Annotated in this window: 27 protein-coding genes; 14 read left to right on the forward strand and 13 right to left on the reverse strand. The window is 70.6% G+C overall.

The window, feature by feature from the left end:
* Window positions 1-9: 9 nt before the first annotated feature.
* Genes EES42_RS18425 through EES42_RS18435 form a run of 3 tightly spaced genes read left to right on the forward strand, consistent with a single transcriptional unit; the run spans window position 10 to window position 3,127 of the window.
* On the forward strand, window positions 10-984 hold the full coding sequence (locus EES42_RS18425; protein ID WP_124719274.1) for an ABC transporter permease: 975 nt from the start codon (window positions 10-12) through the stop codon (window positions 982-984).
* On the forward strand, window positions 981-2,042 hold the full coding sequence (locus EES42_RS18430; RefSeq protein ID WP_124719275.1) for an ABC transporter permease: 1,062 nt from the start codon (window positions 981-983) through the stop codon (window positions 2,040-2,042). Before EES42_RS18425 ends, EES42_RS18430 begins: the two co-directional genes overlap by 4 nt.
* Before the next feature lie 53 nt (window positions 2,043-2,095).
* Entirely contained in the window at window positions 2,096-3,127 is a 1,032-nt protein-coding gene (locus EES42_RS18435) for a LacI family DNA-binding transcriptional regulator (RefSeq protein ID WP_124719276.1), read from the forward strand.
* On the opposite strand, the gene EES42_RS18440 is transcribed toward EES42_RS18435, so the two are convergent.
* The gene (locus EES42_RS18440; protein ID WP_124719277.1) at window positions 3,120-6,143 is read right to left on the reverse strand and encodes a carbohydrate binding domain-containing protein; all 3,024 of its coding nucleotides are present in this window, start codon (window positions 6,141-6,143) and stop codon (window positions 3,120-3,122) included. The two genes, EES42_RS18435 and EES42_RS18440, sit on opposite strands and share 8 nt — an antisense overlap.
* 316 nt (window positions 6,144-6,459) lie before the next feature.
* Here EES42_RS18440 and EES42_RS18445 point away from each other — a divergent pair, with 316 nt between their 5' ends.
* Together EES42_RS18445 and EES42_RS18450 are read left to right on the forward strand one after the other, a co-directional pair.
* Window positions 6,460-6,876 carry an acyl-CoA thioesterase gene (locus EES42_RS18445; protein ID WP_124719278.1) on the forward strand — a complete coding sequence of 139 codons (417 nt, stop codon included), beginning with the start codon at window positions 6,460-6,462 and terminating at the stop codon, window positions 6,874-6,876.
* A gap of 145 nt (window positions 6,877-7,021) precedes the next feature.
* Entirely contained in the window at window positions 7,022-7,402 is a 381-nt protein-coding gene (locus tag EES42_RS18450) for an ArsR/SmtB family transcription factor (protein WP_124719279.1), read from the forward strand.
* Window positions 7,403-7,404: 2 nt separating this feature from the next.
* Here the strand turns inward: EES42_RS18450 and EES42_RS18455 are convergent, their stop codons facing one another.
* Window positions 7,405-8,826, reverse strand: a complete 1,422-nt coding sequence (locus EES42_RS18455; RefSeq protein ID WP_124719280.1) for an FAD-dependent oxidoreductase — start codon at window positions 8,824-8,826, stop codon at window positions 7,405-7,407.
* Window positions 8,827-8,904: 78 nt separating this feature from the next.
* The gene (locus tag EES42_RS18460) at window positions 8,905-9,591 is read right to left on the reverse strand and encodes a DUF305 domain-containing protein (protein ID WP_124719281.1); all 687 of its coding nucleotides are present in this window, start codon (window positions 9,589-9,591) and stop codon (window positions 8,905-8,907) included.
* Between the two features lie 157 nt (window positions 9,592-9,748).
* Between EES42_RS18460 and EES42_RS18465 the strand changes: the two genes are divergently transcribed.
* A complete protein-coding gene (locus EES42_RS18465) occupies window positions 9,749-11,239 on the forward strand; it encodes an LVIVD repeat-containing protein (protein WP_124719282.1) in 1,491 nt (496 codons plus the stop codon).
* Between the two features lie 111 nt (window positions 11,240-11,350).
* Here the strand turns inward: EES42_RS18465 and EES42_RS18470 are convergent, their stop codons facing one another.
* The 7 genes from EES42_RS18470 to EES42_RS18500 all read right to left on the reverse strand — a co-directional run bounded on the left by EES42_RS18470 (window position 11,351) and on the right by EES42_RS18500 (window position 17,025).
* Window positions 11,351-11,530 (reverse strand): hypothetical protein, encoded by a 180-nt coding sequence (locus EES42_RS18470; protein WP_124719283.1) that lies wholly within the window; start codon window positions 11,528-11,530, stop codon window positions 11,351-11,353.
* A gap of 69 nt (window positions 11,531-11,599) precedes the next feature.
* Window positions 11,600-12,301 (reverse strand): HAD family hydrolase, encoded by a 702-nt coding sequence (locus tag EES42_RS18475; protein WP_124719284.1) that lies wholly within the window; start codon window positions 12,299-12,301, stop codon window positions 11,600-11,602.
* 77 nt (window positions 12,302-12,378) lie between these two features.
* A complete protein-coding gene (locus EES42_RS18480) occupies window positions 12,379-13,077 on the reverse strand; it encodes a phosphatase PAP2 family protein (RefSeq protein WP_124719285.1) in 699 nt (232 codons plus the stop codon).
* A 33-nt stretch (window positions 13,078-13,110) separates the two neighbouring features.
* Window positions 13,111-14,046 carry a M56 family metallopeptidase gene (locus EES42_RS18485; protein ID WP_124719286.1) on the reverse strand — a complete coding sequence of 312 codons (936 nt, stop codon included), beginning with the start codon at window positions 14,044-14,046 and terminating at the stop codon, window positions 13,111-13,113.
* Window positions 14,047-14,132: 86 nt separating this feature from the next.
* The gene (locus EES42_RS18490; protein ID WP_124719287.1) at window positions 14,133-14,726 is read right to left on the reverse strand and encodes a DUF5134 domain-containing protein; all 594 of its coding nucleotides are present in this window, start codon (window positions 14,724-14,726) and stop codon (window positions 14,133-14,135) included.
* 139 nt (window positions 14,727-14,865) lie between these two features.
* Window positions 14,866-15,690: a phosphoenolpyruvate hydrolase family protein gene (locus EES42_RS18495; RefSeq protein WP_124719288.1), complete on the reverse strand. Its 825-nt coding sequence runs from the start codon at window positions 15,688-15,690 to the stop codon at window positions 14,866-14,868.
* An 81-nt stretch (window positions 15,691-15,771) separates the two neighbouring features.
* Window positions 15,772-17,025: a Tm-1-like ATP-binding domain-containing protein gene (locus EES42_RS18500; protein ID WP_124719289.1), complete on the reverse strand. Its 1,254-nt coding sequence runs from the start codon at window positions 17,023-17,025 to the stop codon at window positions 15,772-15,774.
* 105 nt (window positions 17,026-17,130) lie between these two features.
* On the opposite strand from EES42_RS18500, the gene EES42_RS18505 reads away from it, so the two are divergent.
* Window positions 17,131-18,543 (forward strand): aminotransferase-like domain-containing protein, encoded by a 1,413-nt coding sequence (locus EES42_RS18505; protein WP_124719290.1) that lies wholly within the window; start codon window positions 17,131-17,133, stop codon window positions 18,541-18,543.
* Between the two features lie 15 nt (window positions 18,544-18,558).
* Here EES42_RS18505 and EES42_RS18510 read toward each other — a convergent pair whose 3' ends face one another.
* Window positions 18,559-18,945: a VOC family protein gene (locus tag EES42_RS18510; RefSeq protein WP_124719291.1), complete on the reverse strand. Its 387-nt coding sequence runs from the start codon at window positions 18,943-18,945 to the stop codon at window positions 18,559-18,561.
* Window positions 18,946-19,022: 77 nt separating this feature from the next.
* Between EES42_RS18510 and EES42_RS18515 the strand changes: the two genes are divergently transcribed.
* The gene (locus tag EES42_RS18515; protein ID WP_124719292.1) at window positions 19,023-19,574 is read left to right on the forward strand and encodes a GNAT family N-acetyltransferase; all 552 of its coding nucleotides are present in this window, start codon (window positions 19,023-19,025) and stop codon (window positions 19,572-19,574) included.
* A gap of 12 nt (window positions 19,575-19,586) precedes the next feature.
* Here EES42_RS18515 and EES42_RS18520 read toward each other — a convergent pair whose 3' ends face one another.
* Window positions 19,587-20,237 carry a glycerophosphodiester phosphodiesterase gene (locus tag EES42_RS18520; protein ID WP_124719293.1) on the reverse strand — a complete coding sequence of 217 codons (651 nt, stop codon included), beginning with the start codon at window positions 20,235-20,237 and terminating at the stop codon, window positions 19,587-19,589.
* A 317-nt stretch (window positions 20,238-20,554) separates the two neighbouring features.
* Here EES42_RS18520 and EES42_RS18525 point away from each other — a divergent pair, with 317 nt between their 5' ends.
* The 4 genes from EES42_RS18525 (at window position 20,555) to EES42_RS18540 (ending at window position 24,496) form a co-directional block, all read left to right on the forward strand.
* Window positions 20,555-21,952 (forward strand): DUF6421 family protein, encoded by a 1,398-nt coding sequence (locus EES42_RS18525; protein ID WP_124719294.1) that lies wholly within the window; start codon window positions 20,555-20,557, stop codon window positions 21,950-21,952.
* Between the two features lie 26 nt (window positions 21,953-21,978).
* Complete coding sequence (locus EES42_RS18530) at window positions 21,979-22,746, forward strand: SDR family NAD(P)-dependent oxidoreductase (RefSeq protein WP_124719295.1); 768 nt, start codon at window positions 21,979-21,981, stop codon at window positions 22,744-22,746.
* Entirely contained in the window at window positions 22,725-23,804 is a 1,080-nt protein-coding gene (locus EES42_RS18535) for a threonine aldolase family protein (RefSeq protein ID WP_124719296.1), read from the forward strand. The genes EES42_RS18530 and EES42_RS18535 overlap by 22 nt, the downstream gene beginning before the upstream one ends.
* 92 nt (window positions 23,805-23,896) lie before the next feature.
* Entirely contained in the window at window positions 23,897-24,496 is a 600-nt protein-coding gene (locus EES42_RS18540; protein WP_124719297.1) for a transglutaminase domain-containing protein, read from the forward strand.
* 119 nt (window positions 24,497-24,615) lie between these two features.
* Here EES42_RS18540 and EES42_RS18545 read toward each other — a convergent pair whose 3' ends face one another.
* Complete coding sequence (locus EES42_RS18545; RefSeq protein ID WP_124719298.1) at window positions 24,616-25,338, reverse strand: lysophospholipid acyltransferase family protein; 723 nt, start codon at window positions 25,336-25,338, stop codon at window positions 24,616-24,618.
* A 218-nt stretch (window positions 25,339-25,556) separates the two neighbouring features.
* Between EES42_RS18545 and EES42_RS18550 the strand changes: the two genes are divergently transcribed.
* Window positions 25,557-25,883: a TlpA family protein disulfide reductase gene (locus tag EES42_RS18550; RefSeq protein ID WP_124719299.1), complete on the forward strand. Its 327-nt coding sequence runs from the start codon at window positions 25,557-25,559 to the stop codon at window positions 25,881-25,883.
* Window positions 25,884-26,079: 196 nt separating this feature from the next.
* Window positions 26,080-26,586: a flavin reductase family protein gene (locus EES42_RS18555; protein WP_124719300.1), complete on the forward strand. Its 507-nt coding sequence runs from the start codon at window positions 26,080-26,082 to the stop codon at window positions 26,584-26,586.
* The last annotated feature ends 190 nt before the right edge of the window (window positions 26,587-26,776 follow it).

Here is a 26,776-nt window from a genome sequence, read left to right on the forward strand (position 1 = left end):
GGACCCCGGATGACCGCGCAGGCCACCCTCCCCGCACCCCCAGGACCCCTGGCCCGGCTGCGCGACCCCGCCTGGTACCAGGAGTACGGGGTGTACGTCGCCGTGGCAGCGGTGCTCGCCTTCAACGCCCTGTTCACCGAGCACTTCATGACCGCCGACAATCTGCGCACCCAGCTCGTCCAGGTCGCCCCCGTCGTCATCGTCGCCCTGGGCATGGCCCTGGTCATCGGCACCGAGGGCATCGACCTGTCCGTGGGCTCGACGATGGCGCTCGCCACCGCACTTCTGCCGCTCTACCTCGGGTACGGGCTGGTGCCCGCGCTCCTCGTCGCGCTGCTCGCCGGAGCGGTCGTGGGGGCGGTCAACGGCACCCTGGTCTCGCTCGTCGGGCTCCAGCCGATCGTCGCGACCCTCGCCCTCTTCGTCGGCGGCCGCGGCCTCGCCCTCGTCATGGCCGACGGACAGCTCAAGCAGATCGTCAACCCGGACCTGCTCGCCCTCGGCACCGGCTCCTGCCTCGGCGTCCCGACGGTCGTGCTGATCGCCGCGATCCTCGCCGCGGCCGTCGCCCTCCTCGTCCGGCGCACCACCTTCGGCCGCATGATCGTCGCCGTCGGCGGCAACCGCTCCGCCGCCGCCCTCGCGGGACTGCCGGTACGGCGCGTGCTCACCGGCGTGTACGTGCTCTGCGGCGTACTGGCCGCCCTGGCCGGCATCCTCGCCACCGCAAGACTCACCGCCAGTGACCCCTCCTCGCTCGGCACCCTCATGGAACTCTCCGCCATCACGGCGGTCGTGGTCGGCGGCACCTCCCTCGACGGCGGTTCCGTCCGGGTGCTCGGCACCGTGGCGGGCGCCCTGCTGATGCAGCTGCTGCGCGCCACGCTCGTCAAGCACGACCTGCCCGACTCCACCGCACAGATCGCCCAGGCGGCCATCATCATCGCCGCCGTCTACGTCGCCCGGGAGCGTAGGTCCCGATGAACGAAACCACACCCGTGGCCGTGGCCCAGGTCCCCCCGCCCCGCAAGCGCCCCGCGGTGCGCGGAGACGGCGCACCGCACCGGGGAGCCGGGCACCGTCCCGCGCCCGCACGGCGGCTCCTCGAACTCCTCCGGAGCCAGGGCGTCCTGGCCGTCCTGCTGGCCGTCGTGACCACCGCGTCGTTCGTCTACCCGACGTTCGCCACCCTGGACAACGCCCGCGGCGTGACCGTGCAGGCGTCGTTCCTCGCCGTGGTCGCCCTCGGCATGACCCTGGTCATCATCACCGGCGGGATCGACCTGTCCGTCGGCTCCGTCTTCGCCCTCGGCGGTGTGCTCGCCGCCTGGGCCTCGCAATGGGGCGTCCTGCCCGCGCTGCTCGCACCGCTCCTGGTCTGCGGTGCGATCGGTCTGCTCAACGGCTTCCTGATCGCCCGTGCCGCGATGGCCCCCTTCATCGTCACCCTCGCGACCCTGCTCGCGGCGCGCGGCCTGCTGCTCGCCGTCACCGACGAGGGCGCCACCACCTACCTCGTCCCCAAGGGTTCCGCCTTCGCCGGGCTCGGACAGGGCAGCGTATGGGGCTTCGGCCATCCGGTCCTGATCGCGCTGGTGCTGTTCGGCGCCGGCGGACTGCTGTTGCAGCGCACCTCGTCCGGACAGACTCTCTTCGCCGTCGGCGGCAGCAGTGACGCGGCCACCCTGATGGGCCTGCCCGTCGCCCGTACGAAGCTTCTGGTCTACACGCTCAGCGGGCTGCTCGCCGGACTCGCCGGCGCGTTGAACGCGGCCAGGCTCTCCTCCGGCGTCACCATCGTCGGCGTCGGCATGGAACTCGACGCGATCTCCGCCGTCGTCATCGGCGGCACCCTCCTCGCCGGCGGTGCCGGATCGATCAGCGGCACCCTCTGGGGCGTCCTGCTGCTGGCCGTCATCCAGAACCTCATCAACCAGATCGGCTCGCTGAACTCCTCGTACCAGTCGGTGGTCAGCGGCGGGTTCCTTATCGTTGTCGTCGTGGCCCAGCGCTGTCTGGCGCGCGGCCGCAGAGCCGGCTGAGCCGAGCCGACCCACCGCGCCCGAGTGCGCATCGAACAGAGTCAGGGAGTGCCGTGGGCGTCAGCCTCAAGGACGTTGCGCAACGGGCGGGCGTGTCCATCAAGACCGTGTCGAACGTGGTGAACAACTATCAGCACGTCACACCGCAGATGCGCGCCAAGGTGCAGCAGGCCATCGATGAACTCGGCTACCGGCCGAACCTCACCGCACGCCATCTGCGCAAGGGCCGCACCGGCATCATCGCGCTCGCCGTGCCCGAGTTCGGCAACCCGTACTTCGCGGAGCTCGCGGGCGCGGTCGTCGACGCGGCCGCCCGGCACGACTACACCGTCCTGGTCGACCACACCGGCGGCCTCCGCGAGAAGGAACTCCTGGTCAGCCAGGGCTTCCGGTCCCATGTGATCGACGGACTCATCCTGAGCCCGATCCATCTGGAGACCGAGGACCTGATGGCGCGTAACGAGACCGCGCCCCTGGTCCTGCTCGGCGAGCGGGAGTACGAGGCCCCCTACGACCACATCGCCATCGACAACGTGGCCGCCTCCCGCGACGCCGTACGCCATCTCATCGACCGCGGTCACCGCCGGATCGCCTTCCTCGGCTCCCGCACCGGACGCGAACGCCAGCCCGCTCATCTGCGGCTGCGCGGCTGGCGCGAGGAACTCGCCGCGTCCGGCATCGAGCCCGACGAGTCGCTGATCGTGGTCACCGACGGCTACGGACGCGAGGACGGCGCGAGGGCGATGGCCGCTCTCCTGGACCGGGGAGAGCGGCCCGACGCGGTGTTCGCGTACAACGACCTCATCGCCATCGGCGCCATGCGCACCCTCGCCTCGCGCGGGCTCCGCATCCCCGAGGACGTCGCCGTGGTCGGCTTCGACGACATCGAGGAGAGCCTGTACGGGGCGACCACGCTCACGACGGTCGCCCCGGACAAGGAGGCCATCGCACGGCTCGCCGTCGACAGCCTCGTCGAACGGCTTTCGGGCAGTCCGGTGCCCGAACCCCGACGGCCCCGCCCCGGCTACCGGCTCGTCGTCCGAGAGTCCACCGGCCCCGACCGGGATACGGACCCGGCTAGTTGAGGTACGGACCCGGCGCGCCGATCCTGCCGGGTGCCGCGTTCTTCCCGCCCAGGTCGAGGACGTAGACGCGCAGATTTCCCTTGCCGGGCGCGCCGACCGAGAGCTTGCCGTCCGACACGACCCGGGTGTCCCCGGTGACGGCGTCCCTGTACGTGCCGTTGGGGATCCCGGCGTAGTCGGCGGCGCCGGTGACGGTCACCAGCGCGAAGCTGTCGGTCCCGCTCGCGGTGTCGGTGTAGCGGCGTTTGTACGCCATCGAGCCGGTGATGCCCTCGGTGGAGTACTGGCCCATCTGGAGCGCCGGCACGGCCCGCCGGATCTCGTTGAGCCGTTGCAGATGCTTCACCAGTGGTTTGTCGAGCGTACGGGCGACCTCGCCGGTGGCCGAGGAGACCTTGCCGAAGTCGGACGCCTCGACCGTGCCGGCGAGATGGCCGCCGTAGTAGGCGCGCCCGGTGGTCGCCAGCGGGCAACTGGGCCCGCAGTCGATCTTCTTGCCCGCCTGGAACTCGATCTCGGAGCCGTAGTACAGCGTAGGGATGCCGCGGAACGTCCACATCAGCGACATGTTCTCGGCCCACGCGTCGGTCCCGCCCGCGTAACGCTCACTGCTCTTGTTGGGCCCGTAGTCGTGACTGTCGACGTAGACGACGTTGTAGGTGGCGTCGTTGTAACTGTCGTCGGAATCCTTGCCGTTGCTGTACGCGTTGTTGGCGTCACCGAAGTTCATGTGCATCCGCATGTCGATGACGTTCATGCCGGAGAACCGGCTGTGGTCCGGGGTGTGGTACGTGTTCCCGTCCAGGAAGGCGTTGGTGGAGACCGGCTGGGATCCGGTGCCCAGCTGCTCCTCGTAGTCGTACATCTCCAGCGCGGCCGCGGCGTCGTCGGCGGCGTACTCCTTGCGTTCCTTCCAGGTGAAGAACTGCGCGGAGTGATTGACCGAGCCCCGGTTCCACTTGTCGTTCACAAAGGCTCCGACCTCGCCGAAGACGAAGAAGTTCTTCGCCGCCTCCGCGCCGAACCGCGAGGTGACACGCTCCTGGATGGCCGGCAGGAAGCGGTGGTTCCAGGTGGTGCGCGGAATGTGGACGGCGGTGTCGATCCGGAAACCGTCGACACCCATGTCGATGTACTTGTCGTAGGCGCCGATCAGATAGTTCTGCACGGGCGCGCTCTCGGTATCGAAGTCGGCCAGGTCCTCGTGCAGCCAGCAGCTGCGGGAGTCCTCGCCCTCCCAGTTCCCGAGCCAGCAGTTGTGGTAGTAAGCCTTGGGGAACATGCCCGAAGTCGGGCTGGGCCACTGGCAGTTGTACAGCCTGTAGCCCTCGGGCGAGGTCTTGCCGGTGGGCTTGCCCCAGTCCAGACAGGTGTTGCCGGACGGCTCGGCGGTGGACCAGAGATCGCCGTTGTAGTACGACTTCCCGGACTTGGGCTCGACGCTGACGCCGTCGTACTCGAAGCCCTCGTTCCTCTCGTCGTAGTACCAGCTCCACTGGTCGTCCCGGACCCCGTACACCGTCGGTGTGAACAGGCCCTTGGCGCCCCAGCGCGAGGAGTGGTTGTAGACGACGTCCTGGTAGATCTTCATGCCCTTGGCGTGGGCCGCGTTGATCAGGTCCTGGTACGAGGCGCCCGCGGACTCCAGCCGGCCGTCGACCTTGTAGAAGTCGTAGCCGTGATAGCCGTGGTAGTCGTAGTCGGACCGGTTCAGCACGACCGGGGTGATCCAGATCGCGGAGAAGCCCAGGCCCTTGATGTAGTCGAGCTTGTTCACCAGCCCCTTGAAGTCGCCGCGGAACATGGGGTCGTCGTTGGCCGCGTTGCCGGACTTCACATGCTGGCTGCCGCCCCGGTTGTTGGAACTGTCGCCGTCCTCGAACCGGGCGGTGAGCACGAAGTAGATCGGATCCTTGCGCGGGTCGGTGCCCAGTGGTTTCCCGGCGGCCGGGGTGGCGGGCTTCTCCCCGGTGGTGGCGGTGGCGGCGGCCGACGCCGCGGAGACGTTGCCTGCCGCGTCCACGGCCTTCACCGTGTAGGTGTAGGCGGTCCGCTCCTCCAGGTTCGCGTCGGAGTGGACCGTGGAGGAGACGTCGGTGACCGTCGTGCCCCTGGTGCCGCCGGTCCGGGTCACCTGGTACTTGGTGACGCCGCGGTCGTCGGTGGACGGGTCCCAGGTCAGCACGACCGACACGCCGTCGGCTTCTGCCTTCACCTTCGCCGGAGCGGTCGGTGCCTGGGTGTCGGCCGGTTCGGCGGCACACGGGTCGTCGGCCCCGGAGGTGACGACCCTGTCCTCGACCGTGGAGACACCCGCCCGGATCGTGTAGTCGCTGCCGTTGTTGTTGTCCCAGACCCCGTTGCCGTTGTTGAACGCGGCCCGCATGGAGGTGGCGCCGCCGAGGTCGACGGACCGCTTCATCCAGCCCGTGCACGCCGCCGCCATGCCCACGCCCGGCACGGCGGTCCACGATCCGCCGGCCGGCTGATAGTGGATGTTGGCGGTGGACCAGCCGACGGTGGTCGTCGAGTAGTAGACCGAAGCGGTGTTGGTCTCCGTGCCGGTGGGGGAGGGCGAAGGGCCGGTGCCGCTGTCGGCGCACGGGTCGCTGTGGGCCACGACCCCGTCCTTGACGGTGATGTCGCCGGTGCCCAGCGCGTAGTTCTTCCCGGCGTTGTTGTCCCAGGTCCCAGAGCCGTTGTTGAAGGTCGCGGCCAGCCCGGACGCACTGCCCAGGCTCACGGTCCTCTTCACCCAGTCGGTGCAGGCGGCCTCCATCCGTACCCCGGGCACGGTCGTCCACGAGCCGCCGTCGGGTGCGTAATGCAGGTCGTACGCCGACCAGTTCCTGGTCTTCGTGTAGTAGAAGACCGTCGCGGTGTTCTCCGTCGCCGCGGCGGGGGAGGCGGACGGAGTGGCGGTCTCCGGTACTGCGGTGAGGAGTCCCAGAAGCCCGGCGGCCGCCACGGCTGCCGCCGCCGGGCGTCTCAGCAGGGTGCGTGCGGTGCGTCTCATTCGTGTCTCCAGGGGAGGGCCACGGCCGACAGGCCGCGGCAGCCGACAGCGCAGGCGCTCGATGACTACCTGCGAGGTCCCGCCGGAGAACCCGGACGCGCCTCGGGGTTCGGGCGAGCAGTCCATTCCGACCGCTCCGAGGAGCAATATCTGCCGGAATTTTGCTGCAATCTCTTGCGGTGAGGAAGTTACCTGGGCATGACAGATGCGTAAAGGGGTGCTGCACGGGCGGTGGTGCGGGTGTGGGAAGTGATGCGGGTGTGAGTGGTGGTGCGGATGTGGGAATGGCGGAATGCGCCCCGGGGTTGGGACGTTCATGACCTTCTCTGTTGACGTGACCGTCCGGGGCTATGAGCTCGACACCCAGGGACACCTGAACCAGGCCGTCTATCTCCAGTACGCCGAGCACGCCCGCTGGGAGCTCCTGCGCGCCGCCGGTCTGCCGCAGGACAAACTGCTGGCCAGTGGCGTCGGGCCGGTCGCACTGGAGGTGACGGTGAAGTTCCTGCAGGAGCTCCGGGGCGGCGACCGGGTGCGGGTGACCTGCCGGTTCATGTACGGCGAGGGGAAGACGTTCACGGTCGCGCAGCAGATCCTCAAGGAGGACGGCACCGTCGCGGCGGAGGTCACGGGCGTGGCGGGGATGCTCGACCTGACCGCCCGCAGGCTGATCGCCGATCCGGCCGGACACCTCGCGGCACTCGCCGACGATCCGGAGCTGCTCAAGGGGTGACGGGCTGCGGCCGGCCGCCGGCGGCCGGTCCGGCACATAGCGAAGTTCGACGTACAGAGCCGGAACTCTTCGAAGCGCAGAGCCAGAACTTCGACGAGTCTCGTATTATGGAGGATCCGAGCAAGCCCAGGAAAGTGGAGCCGACGTGACCCCCGCCAGCGCCCCTGCCGTCAGCACCGCCGAGGCGGGTGGTCGCGTCCTGGACCACCCCGCGCGGGACGAGATCCGCATCGAGGGAGTGCTCCACGCACTCTCCGACCCGATGCGGCTGCGCATCGTCCGTGAGCTGGCCGCCGCCGAAGCCGAACTCAGCTGCTCCTGCTTCGAACTGCCGGTCTCCAAATCCACTTCCACGCACCACTTCCGGGTGCTGCGCGAGAGCGGGATCGTCCAGCAGATCTACCGGGGCACGGCCAAGATGAACGGGCTGCGGCGGGACGACCTGGAGGCACTGTTCCCCGGGCTCCTCGGCAGCGTCCTCGACGCGGCGAACCGGCAGGTCCGACGCGTCGGCGAGGACCGGTAGCCTCACGCCCCGGCCGGGCCGCCGCTCCGTGCGGCGCTCAGCAGCCCCGCCCAGTCCGGGATCTTCACCCGCTCCCGGCCCAGCGACCGGCCGAGCGCCGCCTCCGCACGCTCGATGGACAGCCAGCCGTCCCACTCCACCGGACTCAGCCCGTACGCCCGCAGCGCGGCCACCGGGTCGGTGGATGCCGATCGGCGCCCGGCGAGCAGCGGGGCGTCGTCGAGCAGCGAAGCCACCGTCTCCTTCGCACACGACCGGTTCGAGCCGATCACCCCGGTCGGCCCCCGCTTGATCCACCCGGCCACGTACTCCCCGGGCGACGGCACCCCGTCCCGCAGCACCCGCCCCGCCAGATGCGGCACCGTCCCGCGCACCGGGTCGAAGGGCAGCCCGGGCAACGGGATCCCCCGGTAGCCGACCGCCCGCAGCACGAGCCCGGCGCCGATGTCCTCGTACGTACCGGCGTCCCGCACACCCCCGCTGCCGTCCGGCACGGTCCGGGCGAACCGCACCCCGGCCACCCGGCCGTCCCGCTCCAGCAGTTCCACGGGGCGCAGGAAGAACCGCAGGCGGACGGTGCGCACCGGAGGCCCGCCGGGACCCGCGCCCTCGCGGCCGGCCGCGGCCCATCCACGCAGCACCTCGACATTGCGCCGCGCCGCCGCCGTCGGAGGCGGCACGTTCGGCGGTGAGGACACGGTGGGGCTCAGGTGGGTGGACGGATCGGCGTACGCCGGATCGAGGGAGAGCTCCGCCTCGTCCACCACGACCCGGACCCGCGGCAGACCGCCCAGCTCGCGCAACTCCTTGGTGGTGAACCTGGCCTGTGACGGTCCGCGTCTGCCCGCCATGTGGATCTCGCGCACCCGGCTGCCGCTCAGCGTGCCCAGCGCACCGTGCGGTACGTCGGTGGGGCGCAGGTCCTGTGCGTTCCGCGCGAGAATCCGCGTCACGTCCACCGCCACATTGCCGGCCCCGATCACCACGACCGAACGGGCCCGCAGTGCGAAGCCGTCGGCCGCCGCGTCGGGATGCGCGCTGTACCAGGAGACGAACTCGGTGGCGGAGAAACTGCCGGGCAGCTCCTCGCCGGGGATGCCGAGCGGCCGGTCGGTCGCGGCCCCGACGCAGTAGACCACCGCGTCGTAGAGCTCGCCGAGCCGCTCGGGCGGAATCCCGTCACTGCCCACCGCGACGTTCCCGAGGAAGGTTGTCCGCTCGTGCTCCAGCACGGTCCGCAGGCTGTTCTGCAGTGACTTGATCTTCTCGTGGTCCGGGGCGACGCCGTAACGCACCAGGCCGTACGGGCAGGGGAGCCGGTCCAGCACATGGACCCGGACATCGGGCACCCGGTCCTGTGCGACCAGGGCCTGGGCGGTGTAGACCCCGCTGGGACCGGAGCCGACGACGGCGACGCGGAGCACGGCGCACCCCTTCCCGGAGGTTGCCTCCAGCATCGCACCGGCGGGCGGAAGGGGGGAGAGGCGCGCCGGGCGCCGCCGTCAGGACGACATCGTGCGCATCCTGTTGATCTCCACCGTCTGCTGCGCGACGACGTCCCCGGCCATCTCCTCGATCTGCACGTTGTTCCCCTCCGCGAGCACCTCGGTGGCCATCGTGATCGCCCCCTGGTGGTGGGTGATCATCAACTTCAGGAAGAGCTTGTCGAAGGCCGAGCCGTCGGCCTCGCGCAACTGCTTCAGCTGCGCCTCGGTCGCCATCCCGGGCATGGCGGAGTGGTCGTGGGCCGATTCGCGCTTCGCTCCGCCGTTGTGTGTGAGCCAGCCCTCCATGGCGCCGATCTCCGGCTTCTGGCTCGCGGTGATGCGCTCGGCGAGCCTTTTGACCGAGGAGGAGCCGGAACGCGACGGTACGAGCCCGGTCAACTCCAGTGCCTGGGCGTGGTGTCGGATCATCATCCGGGCATAGCGGTAGTCGGCCGAGTTGGGGGTGCCATCCCCGGCGGCCTTCGCGGCCTCCTCGGCGGAGAGGGTCCGTGCGGGCTCGCCCGGCTTCCCGGGAGCCACCACCGAAGGCCCCCCGCCCGCCTGCGACTTCGTACGGCTGTCACCGTCTCCCGCTTCGCACGCGGCGAGGGCGAGGGCGGCCGAGACGACTGCCGCGAAGAGAGCCGATCTGCGTACACGCATGGTCTGACGGCGGATCAACAAGGGGACCTCCATGGCCATATGGGGTGGCTGCGACCGTCCTAACACGCTTCCGCACGGCAGCGATCAGAAACTTTCATTACGTCTCTGTTGCCATCTGTTGGGATCACCATGGCAAGGACGATACTGCCGAGGTCCGTGAACCGTTCAACTACGTTCGGATGCATGGGAGGACGCAGTGATTTCGTTGCACACGAGCCCGGTGCGGCGCAGACGCCTGGGCGTGGCGACGGCAGCCGCAGGCCTGCTGGCCACGTTGCTGATGGCCGGACCCGCGGCCGCGACGCCCGACCCCGGTGACCGGGGAGCGGCCCGGACGGGCGTCTCCGCCGCCCAGGAGGCCGAGGCCGAGGCCGCCATCAGGAACGGCGAGATACCCGGCGTGGACGAGATCGTCCACAGCTCCAACATCACCCACCTGGCCAACGTCCCGAAGGACGCGCTCAAGGGCACCAATACGGACCTGGCCTTCCAGGGGAGGTACGCCTTCGCCGGAAACTACGACGGCTTCCGGATCTTCGACATCAGCGACCCCAGGTCCCCGAGGACGGTCTCGCAGGTCCTGTGCCCCGGCTCGCAGAACGACATCTCGGTCTCGGGCAACCTGCTCTTCCTGTCCACCGACTCCTCGCGCAGCGACAACTCCTGCACCAGCACCACCCAGCCCGCCACGGAGAAGTCCTCCTGGGAGGGCATGAAGGTCTTCGACATCAGCGACAAGCGCAACCCGAAGTACGTCGCCGCCGTCGAGACCGCGTGCGGATCGCACACCCACACACTGGTCCCCGAGCGCAAGAACGTGTACGTGTACGTCTCCTCGTACTCGCCGAGCGCGACGTTCCCCGACTGCCAGCCGCCGCACGACGGGATCTCCGTCATCAAGGTGCCGCGCAACGCGCCCGAGAAGGCCGCGGTCGTGAACTTCCCGGTGCTCTTCCCGGACGGCGGCAACCCGGGGGCTCCGGACAACCCGGGTGTCTCCAGGACCACCGGCTGCCACGACATCACCGTGCTGCCCTCGAAGGACCTGGCCGCCGGTGCCTGTATGGGCGACGGCCTGCTGTTCTCCATCAAGGACCCGGAGAACCCGAAGATCATCGACCGGGTGCAGGACAACGTGAACTTCGCGTTCTGGCACTCGGCGACGTTCAACCAGACCACGGACAAGGTCGTCTTCACCGATGAGCTGGGCGGCGGTGGCGCGGCCACCTGCAACGAGGAGATCGGCCCGAAGCGCGGTGCCAACGGCATCTACGACATCGTCGGCAGGGGCGACCACCGCAAGCTGGTCTTCCGCAGCTACTTCAAGATCGACCGCCCGCAGGCCGACACCGAGGTCTGCGTCGCCCACAACGGCTCGATCATCCCGGTCAAGGGCCGCGACCTGATGGTCCAGGCCTGGTACCAGGGCGGAGTGTCGGTGTGGGACTTCACCGACTCGTCGAAGCCGAAGGAGATCGGCTACTTCGAGCGCGGCCCGGTCACCACCGACGCCGTCACCACGGCCGGCCCCTGGTCGGCGTACTACTACAACGGCTACATCTACTCCAACGACATCGCCAAGGGCTTCGACGTCCTGAAGCTCGACGACCGGCGGACCGACCCGGCGAAACGGGTACGGCTGGACGAGCTCAATGTCCAGACCCAGCCGGAGTACTTCGGCCGCTGACCGGCCGGAAACTCCACCCGGCCGGATCCACCGTGAACGCAAGGCGTCCCGCAGGGCGGATTCCCAGCCCTGCGGGACGTCCGCGAGCCCCGCGGGGCAGGGGTCCGCGCGTCAGGCGGCGGACCTGGCGCCGCCGCTCGTCGCCGCGGCCCACTCCACCAGCAGACGCTGGTACTGCTCCTCGTCCTCCGGGGACAGGCAGCCGCCCGAGCGCTGCCACAGGTCACGGATCTCTTTGTTCACCACGGCGGCGGTGCGCGTGGAATCGGAGGAGCACGGAGAACGGGACATGCATACAGGCTAAGGCCCCGATGTGACAATCAGACCCATTGGGCGTCAGGGACATCTCTCACATGTCTGTCAGGCAACGCCCGGCACCAGTCCGAGCGTCCGCAGTCCGTCGGGCCGTTCGGACACCGGCAGATGGTGCACGAACCGCACGTCACAGCCCAGTGCGCCGGCCCCGCCGTCCGCGTTCCGGTCGTCGCCGACCATCACCACATCCGCCGGATCCAGCCCCAGATTTGTGCAGGCCGTGTGGAAGATCCGTGTGTCCGGCTTCTGGACGCCGTGCTCGTACGACAGCACATAGTCATCGATCAGGGGGTCCAGGCCGTGTGCTCGGAAGACCGGCCGCAGGTCCCAGCCGATGTTGCTGACCACGCCGGTCCGGACGCCGCTGTCGCGCAGTGCGCCGAGCACCTCCGCCGCGTCCGGGTACGGCTGCCAGGCGGCCGGTGTGCGATGCCGCTCGTACAGCGCGTCGTACAGCCCGGGATCCGGCAGCGCCACCTGCCGGGCCAGCCCGGTGTACGCCTCCCGGTGCAGTTCCGCGCTCTCGTCACGGGTGGCCCACGCGGCGGAGAGCCGGGCGGGGACCTGCCGGGGGAGCGGGCCGCCCGGCAGCGCCCCGGCGGCCTCCAGCTCACCCGCGTACCGCTCGAAGTCGGCCCCGCCCACCGTCACCCCCTGCTCGGCGAGGACCGCGCGCAGCCAGGACCGGACGGACTCGATACGGAAGAGAGTCCCGGAGAAGTCGAAGAGCACACCTTTGATCTGCATGGCTGCGATCCTCCCCGGCACGGGGCGGCGCGACAAGACCGGCCGCCCCGGGCCGGGGCGGCCGGGACTCGGCGGGCTCAGGAGCGGCCGGGCGCGCGAAGCCCGCCGCGCCGCTCGTACCGGGCGAATCCGGCGATCGCGAAGCCGACCAGGGCCGCTCCCAGCAGCCAGCCGCCCAGTACGTCGCTCAGCCAGTGCACGCCCAGGTAGAGGCGGGTCGCGCCCACCCCGACGACCGAGACGCACGCCACCACCAGCGCCGTCCGCCACAGCCGGGGCCCGGCCCCGTGCCGGTGCAGCAGCCAGAGCAGCAGACCGCAGCTCACCGTCGCCGTCATCGCGTGACCGGAGGGGAACGCCGCGTAATGGGCGGAGTCCACCGGGTCGGGCCACTGCGGCCGCTCCCGGCCCACCGCGGACTTCAGCCCCTGCTGCACCACGGTGCCCAGCGCGCTCGTCGCCGCCACCCACACCGCGAGCAGCCGCTCCCCGCGCCACCACAGCGCCACCACCGCCACCGCGATCAGGGCGCGCATGGTCCACGGATCCCAGGCCCAGTCGGTCAGGATCCGGTTGGCATGGACCAGGCCGGGTTCGGTCACCGCCCTGCGATGCAGGGCGTTCGCGACCGTGCGGTCCAGCGTCATCAGCGGTGACCAGCGCACGGCGACGAGAACCAGCACGACCAGTGCGAGAAGCGCGCAGACCGCCCCCGTCCCGAAAGGGGTGACACGGGCAGACGTACGGACCGGCGGGGAGAGCTGCGTGGACGGCATGGGGCGATCTTCGCGGAAGGCCGGCGGCCCTGGCTATCGCAGCGCGCTGAGTCCCGGAACGAAGGCCACCAGAAGCGGGACCACCGGCACCATCGCGGCCGCCGCGGTCAGCCGGAGCCGACGGCCCGCGGTGAGCCGGTCAGCCGGGGTCAGCAACCGGTTCACCCGCAGCGGCAGCTGTGCGTCCGGCGCCGGGCAGGGGCCGAACACGCCCCGGTCCTCGTTGAGTTCCACCAGAGCCAGGGCGATCGTCAGTCGTCCGAAACGCTTCGACGCCACATCGTCCGCGGCCAGTTCGACCAGCCGGTGCATCTCGTCGCGGAACGCCGCGAACACCGGCACCTGCGGAAAGCCGGTCGCCAGGGCGCCGGAACAGTGCAGCAGCCAGTCGTGCCGTGCGTTCGCGTGCCCCTGCTCGTGGGCCAGCACCGCATCGAGCTGACGGCCTTTCAGGCGCCTGAGCGCCGTGGTGGTGATGACCAGTTGAGGCGCGGCGCCCGGCAGCCACCAGGCATCCGGACGCTCTCCCTCCAGCACGACGAGACGGCCGCTGCCGGGCTTCTCGCCGGGCATCAGCGGGGCCCGCACCAGCAGTTCGGCGCGCCGCTGCCTGCGCCGCACCTGCGCCCGGTGGATCTCCCGGGTCAGCATCACCGCCGACCACACCCCGCCCAGCGCCAGCAGTACGGCCATGGCGGCGGACCACCGGCCGTGCCCGCCCAGCGCGTACGCCTCCACCACCGCGTGCGGCGCCGGGGCGAACACATGCCCGCGCACCGCCTGCCAGGCGGCGGCCGCGCTGAACGTCATGGAGAGCGCGAAGGAGAGCAGCACGCCGGCCACCACGCACTGCCACACCCACAGCGCCACGACGGGCTCGCGCTCCGGCCACCGGGCCCTGGCCATCAGCCGCGGGGTCAGGACGGCGGCCAGTGCACCGAGCAGCAGCAGTGCGAGGGAGACCAACATGACGCCAGCCTATGAGGGGCGCGGTACCCACGGGTATGGCCTTGCACGGCAAGTGACGCAGACCACGGTTTGACCGGCCGGCCGGCTCACAGGGTGAGCAGCATCGCGAACATGGCCATCCCCATCGTCAGCCGGCAGGCGAGCGCCAGCTCGGGGCGCGTACCCCAGGTGGTCCCGGCGAGGCCACCGCCCGCCGGGACGGGGGCGGCGGCCACCGGTATCAGCCGGGCCCCCGACCGCAGCACGTACACCGCGTAGTAGGCCAGCAGCAGTCCGGTCAGCAGGGGGACGCCCCCGGCCGTCGCCGCGGCCCCGTGACCCATGTGGCCGCCGTGCCCGCCGGATGCCGACCCGCCGCCCGGCGCCATCGTCAGGGCCATGTAGAACATCGCCGAGGACCCCACCAGATGGTGCAGATGGTGACTGCCGCGCCGGGCGAACCACAGCGCGCGCAACGAGGCCACCCCGAACAGCGCCGCGTACACCGCCCATCCCCACGCGGGAGGTGTCACGACGGCCGCCGGCACCGCCATGGCGGCCATGCCGAAGCCCATCAGCGCCTCCGCGCGTGCCGTCCTGCGCCCCTCCCCGGTCTCGCTGCGGGTGCGCAGCAGGCAGTACGCACCCGTCGTCGCGCACAACGCCATCAGCAGCCAGCCCGACATCGCCGATCCGTGCACAGCGCACCTCCCCCTGGCCGTACGACGCGGTCCCCCTTGGTCGATGCCCGGGGGAGGACCGCCGTACGCGGCGCACTGAAGTGCAAGGGGAGCGCGCGGAGGGAGCGTTCCCGCCGCGCGCTGTGCTTCCGTGCCCTTGTCAGCCGAGCGTGAGGGACTTGAAAGCGCGTGCCTGCTCGGTGATGGCGCGCTCCGTGGGCAGCCGTTCCATGGACGAGGCGCCGAAGAAGCCGGCGATCCCGGAGGTGTGCTCCAGGACGTAGCGGGCGTCCTCCGGTTCGGCGATCGGGCCGCCGTGACAGAGCACGATGATGCCGGGATTGACGCGCTTCGCGGCGTCGTGCATCTCCTGCACGGCGGTGGCGGCCTGATCGAGGGTGAGCGCGGTCGAGGCGCCGATGGAACCCTTGGTGGTCAGCCCGACGTGCGGCACGAGGACATCGGCACCCGCCCGCGCCATCTCGGCGGCCTGCTCGGGGTCGAACACATAGGGCGCGGTCAGCAGATCGCGCTCGTGGGCCTGGCGGATCATGTCGATCTCCAGACCGAAGCCCATGCCGGTCTCTTCGAGGTTCTCGCGGAACTTGCCGTCGTACAGCCCGACGGTGGGGAAGTTCTGTACGCCGGTGAAGCCGATGGCCTTCAGCTGGTCGAGGAAGTTGCCCATGATCCGGAACGGATCGGTGCCGCACACCCCGGCGAGCACGGGGACGTCCCGCACCACGGGCAGCACCTCGCCCGCCATGTCGAGCACGATGGCATTGGCGTCGCCGTACGGCAGCAGACCCGCCAGCGAGCCCCGGCCGGCCATCCGGTACCGGCCGGAGTTGTAGATGATCAGCAGATCGACGCCGCCGGCCTCCGCGCACTTGGCGGACAGGCCGGTGCCTGCACCCGCGCCTATGACGGCCTTGCCTGCTGCGACCTGCTCGGTCAGGCGCGACAGGGCTTGATTGCGGTTCACGGATGGACTCCTGTTTCCGTTGGTGGGTTTCTCGCCGCCCGGGCATGCGGACGCGGGGCCTCGGGCGTGCGGATCTTCGGCTCAGACGTTCGGGTGCGAACGTTCCTGGGTGCTGATCAGCTGGTGCAGGTGGTCGGCGGCGGCGACGGCGAACGACGCGTCGTTGAGATGGGCACCGATCTCGCGCAGATCGACGGCACTGCCCCGCAGCGCGGTGCGCAGGGCCGCCAGCCCGGCCGCGTCGGCCTCCGGATCGTGGAACGGCCCGCCCGGGGCGTCCACCGCGGAGACGCCGCCCAGCGGCCAGAGGACCGCCGTCGGGCCGTGCGCCGAGGCCAGCTTCCGCCCCATGGAGCCACCGAGTTCGGCCATCTCGTCGGCCGTGGTGCGCATCAGGGTGACGGTCGGGTTGTGCTCCAGGAACTGGCGTCCGGCGAAGCGCTCCGGGACAGTTTCGGCGGCGCCGAAGTTGACCATGTCCAGTGCCCCGGGCGCGACCACCTGCGGCAGCCCCGCCCGGCCCGCCGCGGTGAGCCGGTCCGGGCCGGCGCTCAGCACACCGCCGACCAGATCGTCCGCGAGCTCGGTGGTGGTCAGGTCGAGGACACCGGCCAGGAACCCGCCCGCGGCGAGCTTCTCCAGTGCCCGGCCGCCCGCGCCGGTGGCGTGGAAGACCAGCACCTCGTAACCCAGCTCGTCCAGCCGCTGCCGAGCGGCGTCCACCGCCTGGGTGGTGACGCCGAACATGCTGGCGCCGATCAGCGGACGCCCCTGGGGCTGCGACTCGTTCAGCCGCCGCTCGTGGTGGATGGCCATGCCCGCCGCGGCGGCCACCGCGTTGCCCATGATCTGCGTCGACACGGAGTTGATGCCCGCCACGTCGACCACGCTGTACATCATGGTGATGTCGCTGCTGCCGACGTACGGCGACACGTCCCCGCTGGCCATGGTGGACACCAGCACCTTCGGGACGCCGATGGGCAGCGCCTGCATGGCACGCGCGGCGATGAACGAGCCACCGCTGCCGGCCACCGCCAGCACCGCGTCCAGCTGCCCCTCGCGGTACAGATCACCGACGATCTGCTCGACCCCGTCGGCCATGGCGGACACCGCCGCACCGCGGTCCCCGTTGGCGCGCAGCGCCTCCAGACCGTGCCCGGCGCGGCGCGCGACGGCCGCCGCGTCGATGTCGCCCGTGACCGTGCCCACGGGCGACGGCATCACCCCGGCATCGACGAGCACCACGTCGCAGCCCGACTCGCGAAGCCGCGCGGAGAGCCACTCGTACTCCGGCCCTTTGGTGTCCAGTGTTCCGACGAGCACCACGGTCGCCATGTTCTTGCTCCTTTGCAACGGCGTTCTCCCGATCATGTGCGAGCCACCGGAGGGCGGCAAAGACCACTTGAGGGCAATTGGCCTGCGGCGGGCGATGATGAGGGCATGGACCGGATTCCTCCCACCCGGCTGTCCCGTCTGCTGACCGGGTGGTCCAAGGACGGCACGGGCGCGATGCCGCAGCTGCTGGCCGAGGCGCTGCGCGAGCTGGCGCAGCGCGGAGACGTGGCACCGGGCACGGTGCTGCCCTCCCAGCGCGCCCTGGCGACGGCGCTGGGCGTCAGCCGTTCCACGGTGACGGCGGCGTACGGACTGCTGGAGGCCGAGGGGTGGCTGGAGAGCCGGCAGGGCAGCGGCTCCCGGCTGCGGGGCTCCGGCGCGGTGGGCGAGCCGGCCACCGAGGGCCGCCTCGCCAGCTTCGGGACCAGGGACGGCGGCATCGACCTGTCCAGCGGGGCGCTGGACGGCCTGCCCGCGGTCGCGGCGGCGGTCGGTGGGCTGTCCGCCGCCGATCTCACCGCCGCGCTGGCCGGCGACGGCTACCTCCCGTACGGGCTGCCCGAGCTCCGCGAGGGGATCGCCGAGTACCACCGGTCGGCGGGCCTGCCGACCTCCCCGGAACAGATCCTGGTGACCGCCGGATCCCAGCAGGCCGTCTGGCTGATCACCCAGGGCCTGGTCGAGCCCGGTGACACGGTGATCGTGGAGGATCCGACCTACCGGGGCGCGCTCGAAGCGCTGCGCGGCCGCGGCGCCCGGCTGGTGCCGCTGCCCGCGGACGGGGCACACGGTGCCCGGGCGCTGGCCCGGCTGGCCGGTCACGTCCGGCCCCGCCTCGTCTACCTCCAGCCGGCCGTCCACAACCCCACCGGCCGCGGCATGGACGAGCCCACCCGCCTCGCCTGGGCCGCCGTCCTGGCCGAACAGGGCCTGTACGTGGTCGAGGACAACGCCTACGCCGAACTGTCCCTGCTCGACGACGCCGCGCCCCGCTCCCTCGCCGGCCTGCTGCCGCCCGCCGCCACGGCCACCGTGGGCACCCTGTCCAAGCTGTTCTGGGGCGGACTCAGACTGGGCTGGATCCGGGCCTCCACCACCGTGATCCGGCGGCTGGCCGACATCAAGAAGTCCGTCGACCTGTCCTGCCCGGTGGTGGAACAGATGCTGGCCGTGCAGTTGCTGCGGCAACTGCCCGAGGCCCGGGCCCGCCGCCGCTCCCGGCTGCGCGAACGTCTGGCGGAGACCGAACGGCTGCTGCGCGAGCAGCGGACCGGCTGGCGGTGGGAGCGCCCCGACGGCGGCTCCGCCCTCTGGGTGGAGATGCCGGGCACCGACGCCGAGGCCACCGCCCAGCTGGCCCGCCGCGCGGGTGTGCTGATCGTTCCCGGCCCGGCCTTCTCCGCCGTGGACGGCTTCCGCCACCATGTGCGGCTCCCGTTCGCCGACGACGACGGCGGCCTGGCGAAGGCCCTGCCCGTGCTCGTCGACTGCGCGGAACGAAGCCGCACCGCTCACTGACGGTATCCGGGGCCGTCAGGGGCGGTACCGCAGCGGATGGTCCGCGGGGACCTCCACCATGACGATCCGGTGCCCGTCGGGGTCGCGGAGCCACATCTCGACCAGCCCCCACGGCTCGCGCACCGGCTCCCGCAGCACCTCGACGCCGCAGGCCGTCAACTCCTCGTGTGCCGCCCGCACGTCCGCGACCTGCATCCACAGTTCGAGACCGGGCACCGGCGGCCCGGCGGCGCGCCCGGACACCTCCAGGAAGCCCCCGCCCAGGAAGTAGACCGTGCCCCGCTCGGGGCCGGTGCCGAACTCCCGGTAGACGGGCAGCCCGAGGGACTGCCCGTAGAAGATCCGTGACCGTTCGGGATCCACCGGACGCAACAGGATCCGGCTGCTCAGCACATGAACCATGCGCCGACTCTAGATCCGCGACACCCGCGTTACGCTGCTCCGGCACGGCCACAGCACAGAAACGGAGAGCCACCGCAATGGACACCGCCCCCGCCCAGGACCCGGGACAGCTGACCTTTCGCGACGCGGCCGACGCCGATGTGCCCGCCCTGGTGGCGCTCATCGAGTCGGCGTACCGCGGGGACTCCAGCCGGACCGGCTGGACCACCGAGGCGGACATCCTCCAGGGGCAGCGGACGGACCCGAACGGTGTGCGACGGGTCGTCGAAGCGCCCGGCAGCCGGCTGCTCGTGGTCGAGCGCGACGGCGAGCTGGTCGCCTGCTGCCAGCTCGAACACCGCGGCGAGGCCGCCTACTTCGGAATGTTCGCGGTCCGTCCCGGACTCCAGGGCGCGGGCCTCGGCAAGGTGATCATCGCCGAGGCCGAGCGCACCGTCCGGGAGAGCTGGGGCGTGCGCGAGATGCACATGACCGTGATCTCGGTGCGCGAGGAGCTGATCGCCTGGTACGAGCGGCGCGGCTACCGCCGTACGGGAGAGCTCAGCCCGTTCCCGTACGGCGACGAGCGCTTCGGCATTCCGCAGCGCGACGACCTCGCCTTCGAGCTGCTGGTCAAGGACCTCGGCTGACCGGGCCCGCGATCAGGCGGTGAAGCGGCCGGCGCGGCGGATCTCCGGGTAGTCGGTGGTCGCGCCGTCCAGCCGCAGGGCGCGCGCCAGCCGCAGATGGTCCTGGGTGTTCACCACCCAGCCGATGACCTTCAGCCCCTCGGCGTGCGCCTGTTCGGCGACCTCCAGGGTGAGCCGGCGGATGTTCAGCGCCAGCGTCGCCGCCCCCACCGCCTTCGCCCGGTCCACCACATCGCCCTGCCAGCGGCTGGCGATGAGCACGGTCCGTACGCCCGGCACCAGCCTGGCGATCTCGGCCACCGCCTCGTCATGGAACGAGGACACCTCGACCCGGTCGGCGAGATCGCGCCGCAGCATCACCTCGGCCAGCGCGCGGGCCGCCGCCGCGTCCTTGATCTCGGCCTGCACGGGGGACCGTACGGCGTCGAGCACCTCCTCGAAGACCGGCACCCGCTCGCCCTGCCCGGCGTCGAGTTCCCGCAGCTCGGACAGGGTCTTCTCGTTGATCGGCCCCTTGCCGTCCGTCGTGCGGTCCACATCGGCGTCGTGCATCACGGCCAGTGCGCCGTCCTTGCTCAGGTGAAGGTCCAGCTCGATCGCGTCCATGCCGGCCCGTTCCGCGTGGACGAACGAGCGCAGGGTGTTCTCCGGTTCGACACCCATCACTCCGCGATGTCCGATGGTGAGAAAAGACAAGGCAACCCGCTTCCGTCGACGGCGTCTTCCACGTGCGTTCCTACCCACGAAGCACTTCGGCATTACGGCGGTTCGGCTGCCTGACGGCCTCTGGGCGGATGGGAAGGGCTGGCACTCCCTGCGCGCGTCCGGTCGACGGAAGTGGTCGCTTCAAACGTTCCGCGCAGGAAGAATCGCGGTGACCATGGGGGGTCGGCAGGATAATTTTCTGGGCCCCACTTGTCTCAAGGAACCGCACATGGATACGGTTGCTTAACGCGAGGTTCTCCCGTGGAGGAAGTGTTATGACGGAAATTCTTGTGCACGACGCCGCCGAAGGCGGTATAGCTACGGGCCGGCGGGTGGTCGATCATCCCGCCTGGCCCGCGCTCAAGAATGCCGTGGAGGAGATCCGCCCCTGGCAGTCGAAGGACGGTTCCATCGACTTCGAGGCCGAGGGAGCGCCGTCCCCGGAGGCCGCACGGTCGACGCTGGACCGTGTGATCGGCGCGGTCGAGGAGCTCTCCCCGCTGCTGCCGCACGACGCCGCGTACCACCGCGCCCTCGCCGCCGACCTGCGCCGCTGGGCCGCGGACGGCTTCGGCGTGCCGGACTTCCTGGACTCACTGCTCGCCTTCCAGCCGGCCAAGGACCGCGCCGACGGCCTGCAGCACCTGGTTGTCTTCGCGATGTACACGCAGAACGGCAACCCGGACCGCAACCTCGAAGCGGTCGTGCTGCGGATGGTCTGGCCCGAGTGGCTGGCCGATCTGGAAGCGACCCGCTACGACAACCCGCTGTTCTGCGGCATCACCTTCGAGGACTTCACCTCGGGTTACGACACCAACTCCGCGGTGCTCTTCCCGGAGACCATCGCCGTGCGCGAGGCCCCCGAGCGCTTCAGCTGGGGCGGCATCTTCTGCGACCGCGAGGCCGCCCGCTTCCGCCGGGTCACCGAGGCCTCCGTCGAGCTGCTCGGCGTCGAACTGCCCGAGGACATCCGGGAGATGGTCGCCGACCAGCAGCGCTGCGAGCAGGCCTTCGTGCTCTGGGACATGGTTCACGACCGCACCCACAGCCACGGCGACCTGCCCTTCGACCCCTTCATGATCAAGCAGCGGCAGCCGTTCTGGATGTACGGCCTGGAGGAGCTGCGATGCGACCTCACCGCCTTCAAGGAGGCCGTGAAACTGGAGGCCGAGGGCAACGCGCACGGCCGCGACGTCCAGTACGCCGTCCTCTTCGACCGGATGTTCCGCTTCCCCGTCACCGGCGAGCGCGTCCGCAACTACGACGGCCTCGGCGGCCAGCTGCTCTTCGCGTACCTGCACAAGCACGACGTGATCCGCTGGACCGACAACACGCTGAAGATCGACTGGGACCGCGCCCCGCAGATCACCAACCAGCTCTGCGCCGAGATCGAGAAGCTCTACCGCGACGGCATCGACCGCCCCAAGCTGGTCCACTGGTTCGCCGCGTACGACCTGGTCTCGACCTACCTCGCCCCGCACCCGGGCTCCCGCTGGGCCAAGGGACCGGACGCGCTGGACCTGTCGCAGCCGCCGCGTAAGCTCGTCGACGATGTGCTTCCGGACGAGTTTCCCCTGAGCATGTTCTATGAGGCGCTCTCCAAGAAGCTGAAGAACGTGATCGCCTCGACCAAGGGGATCACCGCCGCGGATGCCGAGCGGGCAGCCGCGTGAGCGCCGGGTCTGAGGAGGCGGTGGCCATGAACGGAAACGGCAAGGGCAACGGGAGCGGCGCTCTGGAGGGTGCGGTCATCGCGGTCGCCGGTGCCGCCGGCCCGGCCGGACGGGCCGCCCTGCTGCGGCTCGCCGAGGCCGGCGCGACCGTCGTGGGCTCCGACGCGGACGCCACCCGGCTGGCCGAGGCGGTCGACGCCGCGCGCTACGCCCACGGCGGCGCCACCGTCACCGGCGACACGGTCGATCTGCTGGACCTCGGTGCCACCCGCGAATGGGCGGACAAGACCGAGAAGGAATTCGGCCGGATCGACGGCCTGGTCCACCTCGTCGGCGGCTGGCGCGGCAGTCCGAGCTTCGCGGAGACCGACCTCGCCGACTGGAACCTGCTGGAGAAGCTGCTGATCCGTACGGTCCAGCACACCTCGCTGGCCTTCCAGGAGGGTCTCCAGCGCAGCGACCGGGGTCGCTATGTGCTGATCAGCGCGGCCGGGGCGAGCAAGCCCACCGCGGGAAACGCGGCCTACGCCGCGTCGAAGGCGGCGGCCGAGGCCTGGACACTCGCGCTCGCGGACGCGTTCCGCAAGGCGGGGGGCGACGAAGGGCCCAGGACCGCGGCTGCGATCCTGATCATCAAGGCACTGGTGCACGACGCGATGCGCGCCGAGCGCCCCAATGCGAAATTCGCGGGCTTCACCGACGTCAAGGAGCTGGCCGATGCCATCGCCGGCGTCTGGGACCGGCCCGCCCCGGAAGTGAACGGAAAGCGCCTGTGGCTGACCCCACAACCGTAAGGACCGACGCGCGGCGCCACCACGACCCGCAGATCCGCGGCTTCGCCAGCGACAACTACGCGGGCACCCATCCGGAGATCCTCGCTGCCCTCGCCCTCGCCAACGGCGGTCACCAGATCGCCTACGGCGAGGACGAGTACACCGAGCACCTCCAGCGCGTCATGCACAGTCACTTCGGCCCCACCGCCGAAGCCTTCCCGGTCTTCAACGGCACCGGTGCCAACGTCGTCTCCCTCCAGGCGATGACCGACCGCTGGGGCGCGGTGATCTGCGCCGAGTCCGCCCACATCAACGTGGACGAGGGCGGCGCCCCGGAGCGGGTGGGCGGCCTCAAGCTGCTCACCGTGCCCACCCCGGACGGCAAGCTCACCCCCGAGCTCATCGACCGGCAGGCATACGGGTGGGACGACGAGCACCGCGCCATGCCTCAGGTCGTCTCGATCACCCAGAACACCGAGCTCGGCACGGTCTACACACCCGACGAGATCCGCGCCATCTGCGACCACGCCCATGGGCACGGCATGAAGGTCCATCTGGACGGGGCCCGGATAGCCAACGCCGCGGCGTCGCTGGACGTGCCGATGCGTACGTTCACCAACACCGTCGGCGTCGACGTGCTGTCCTTCGGCGGTACGAAGAACGGGGCGATCTTCGGCGAGGCCGTGGTCGTCCTGAACCCGGACGCCGTCCGTGCCATGAAGCACCTGCGCAAGCTGTCGATGCAGCTCGCGTCGAAGATGCGCTTCGTCTCCGTGCAACTGGAGGCGCTGCTCGCCGGCGACCTCTGGCTGCGCAACGCCCGGCACGCCAACGCGATGGCCCAGCGCCTCGCCGAGGGCGTGCGCACGGTGGACGGGGTGGAGATCCTCCACCCGGTCCAGGCCAACGCCGTCTTCGCCCGGCTGCCCCACGAGGTCAGCGAGCGGCTGCAGAAGCGCTTCCGCTTCTACTTCTGGGACGAGGCGGCCGGCGATGTCCGCTGGATGTGCGCCTTCGACACCAGGGAGGACGACGTCGACGCGTTCGTCCTCGCCCTGAAGGAAGAGATGGCGAAGTAGTCAGGGTCGAAGTAGACATGGGGTCGAATAGATATGCGGCCGACCGGAAAGTCATTGACCTCCGGTCGGCCGCACATCTACGTTTGGCGGCCATGGAGCTGATCCAGCAAGTCCCGGAACTTTCCGCCTATCTCGCTGCCGACGAGGCCATCGACCACGAGCATCCGCTGGTGCGGGAGACGGTCGCCGAACTCCGTGGCGACAGCGCCGACGCATATGCATACGCGGCCGCCGCTTATGCCTTCGTCCGCGACACCATCGTGCACTCCGCCGATTCCGGCGACCCGCGCGTCACCTGGCGCGCCTCCGACGTCCTTGCGACGCGCAACGGCATCTGCCATTCCAAGTCCCACGCCCTGGCCGCCCTTCTGCGCGCGGCGGGCATCCCGGCCGCCCTCTGCTACCAGGGGCTCCGCGACGACGACGGGGAGCCCGGCCCGGTGCACGGGCTGATCGCGGTCCGGCTGCCCGGCCGGGGCCGCTGGGACCGCCAGGACCCTCGGGGCAACAAGCCGGGCGTCGACGCGCGGTTCTCGCTCGACGAGGAGCGGCTGGCCTGGCCCGTCCACCCCGAGGCCGGCGACGTGGACCACCCGCTCCTGTACGCGGCTCCGCATCCGGCGGTGCTGCGCGCGCTGCGGTCCACCGAGGACCGCCGGCAGCTGTGGCGCACGCTGCCCACGGCGCTCTGAGGCCATGCCTGGCGGCCGGCTCCGAACCTGTTGCGGCCCGCCGGATTCACCGATCGCCGCGACGGCCGCGCTCCGGGGCGCGGATCACCGCCCGCTCCCCGGAGTGACGTTTCGGCCCGTCAGCTCTTCTCCCGCACCTCGGCGGGGGTCGGGGCCGTACCGCCGAGGTGGGCGGGCACCCACCAGGTGTCGCTCGCGTCCTTCGGGCGCACGGGATAGGCGCGCTGAGCCGCCTCCAGGAGTTCCTGGACCCGCTCCCGCAGCCGCCGGGTGATCGCGCCCGCGTACTGGTCGGTGGGCGCCTCCACCGGCTCGCCGACCCGGATCGTCACCGGCACGTGATTGCGCTTGAAATTGCGCGGCCGTCCCTTGGTCCACAGCCGCTGCGTGCCCCACAGCGCCATCGGGATCAGCGGCACGCCGGCCTCCTGGGCCAGCCGGGCGGCGCCCGACTTGAAGCTCTTCAGCGTGAACGACTCCGAGATGGTGGCCTCGGGGAACACGCCGACGATCTCGCCGGAGCGCAGCGAGGCGAGCGCGTGCGCATACGCGTCCTCGCCCTGCTTGCGGTCGACGGGGATGTGCTTCATCCCGCGCATCAGCGGCCCCGAGACCTTGTGCCGGAAGACCGACTCCTTCGCCATGAAGCGGACCAGCCGCTTCTGCGGCAGGGCCGCGAGCCCGGTGAAGATGAAGTCCAGATAGCTGATGTGATTGCTCACCAGTACCGCGCCACCGGTCTTCGGGATGTGCTCGGAACCCTGAGTGTCGATCTTCAGGTCAAGCGCCTTGAAAAACGTGCGAGCGGCGCCGATGACCGGCCGATAGACGAGTTCTGCCATCTGGGGAAGACCCTTCTTCAGCGCCTGAGGAGGGTTCTCCCGGCGGAAGTTACGCAGCCGTAGGTTTGCGGCATGGCGCCGATCGTGCCCCATGCGCGACGCGGTGGCCAGTCTCCGAGGGCTCGGGGCGCGAGATTCTCGTCACGTGGAACCTCCGGGAATGTCTCGCGGGCCGGCGGTGCTGACCTCTTGCGATGAGCTCTGACGGGAGGCCGAAGGTGGACGGGCAGACGCGTGGAGGGCCGCTGGACGCGGCCCGGATCGGCGCCGAACTGGGCGATCGGGCCACCCTGGTGCAGTTTTCCAGTGCGTTCTGTCAGCCCTGCCGGGCCACTCGCCGCACTCTTGCCGAGGTGGCCCGCATGGTCGACGGCGTCGCCCATGTCGAGATCGACGCCGAGGCGCATCTCACCCTCGTACGGGAGCTGGAGATCAGCCGGACGCCGACCGTGCTGGTCCTCGACGCGGCCGGCCGGATCGTCCGCCGGGCGGTCGGGCAGCCGCGCACCGTCGACGTCGTCGCCGCGCTGGGACAGGCGATGTGACGGACCATGACGCATCTCCCACATCGCGGAACACTCTTGACTGCACCCACCATGCATCGTCAGTCTGACGCTATGCCGCCGGAAGTCCTTCTCTACGGCCGGGTCCACGTCGATCTCGCCCGCAACGCGAGTGCGCGCTGTCCGGGTGCCTGAGCAACCACGGCCCCGTAAGCCACTTCCGCAGAAGGACATGTCCATGACGGCATCGCCCGAGCTCGACGCCCCCCGCCAGGCCTCCCCCGAGCTGCTCCGCTCGGTCTTCCGGCAGCACGCCGCCGGTGTGGCGGTGATCACCGCCGCCGGTGACCGGCCGGTCGGCTTCACCGCCACCTCCCTCAACTCCGTCGCCGCCGAACCGCCGCTGATCTCCTTCGGGGTCGGCACCTCGTCCTCCAGCTGGCCGGTCCTGGCCGAGGCCGAGCACGTGGGCGTCCACATACTCGGCGAGCACCAGCAGGAACTGGCCGCCACCTTCGCCCGCAGCGGCGCCGACCGGTTCGGCCCGTCCACCTATTGGCGCAGTGGGCCCGAAGGAGTGCCGGTACTCGGCGGCGTACTGGCGTGGCTGGTCTGCCGCGTGGTCGCCCGCGTCCCGGCCGGGGACCACCGGATCGTGATCGCGCAGGCCGTGGCCGGCGATCCGGCCGGGGTCGGCCGTCCGCTGCTCTATCACCAGGGCCGTTTCAACGCGCTGCGGGACTGATCCGGCCCAGGCGGCACATGGGGTGTCGTACGTTGGGCATATCACAGTTCCAAGCGCTTGCTCATGAGTGAGCCGCTGGGTGTACTGGCTAGTAATATTTCCGGTCGAGGCGTCGGTCGCCCCGACCGGAAACCGCCCCATCAGGCGCCTATGCTGCGTGCAACAAGGCAGCCCGGAAATGACGATGCAG

It is taken from the genome of Streptomyces sp. ADI95-17 (genome assembly GCF_003846175.1).
In the GTDB taxonomy this organism is placed as follows: domain Bacteria; phylum Actinomycetota; class Actinomycetes; order Streptomycetales; family Streptomycetaceae; genus Streptomyces; species Streptomyces sanglieri.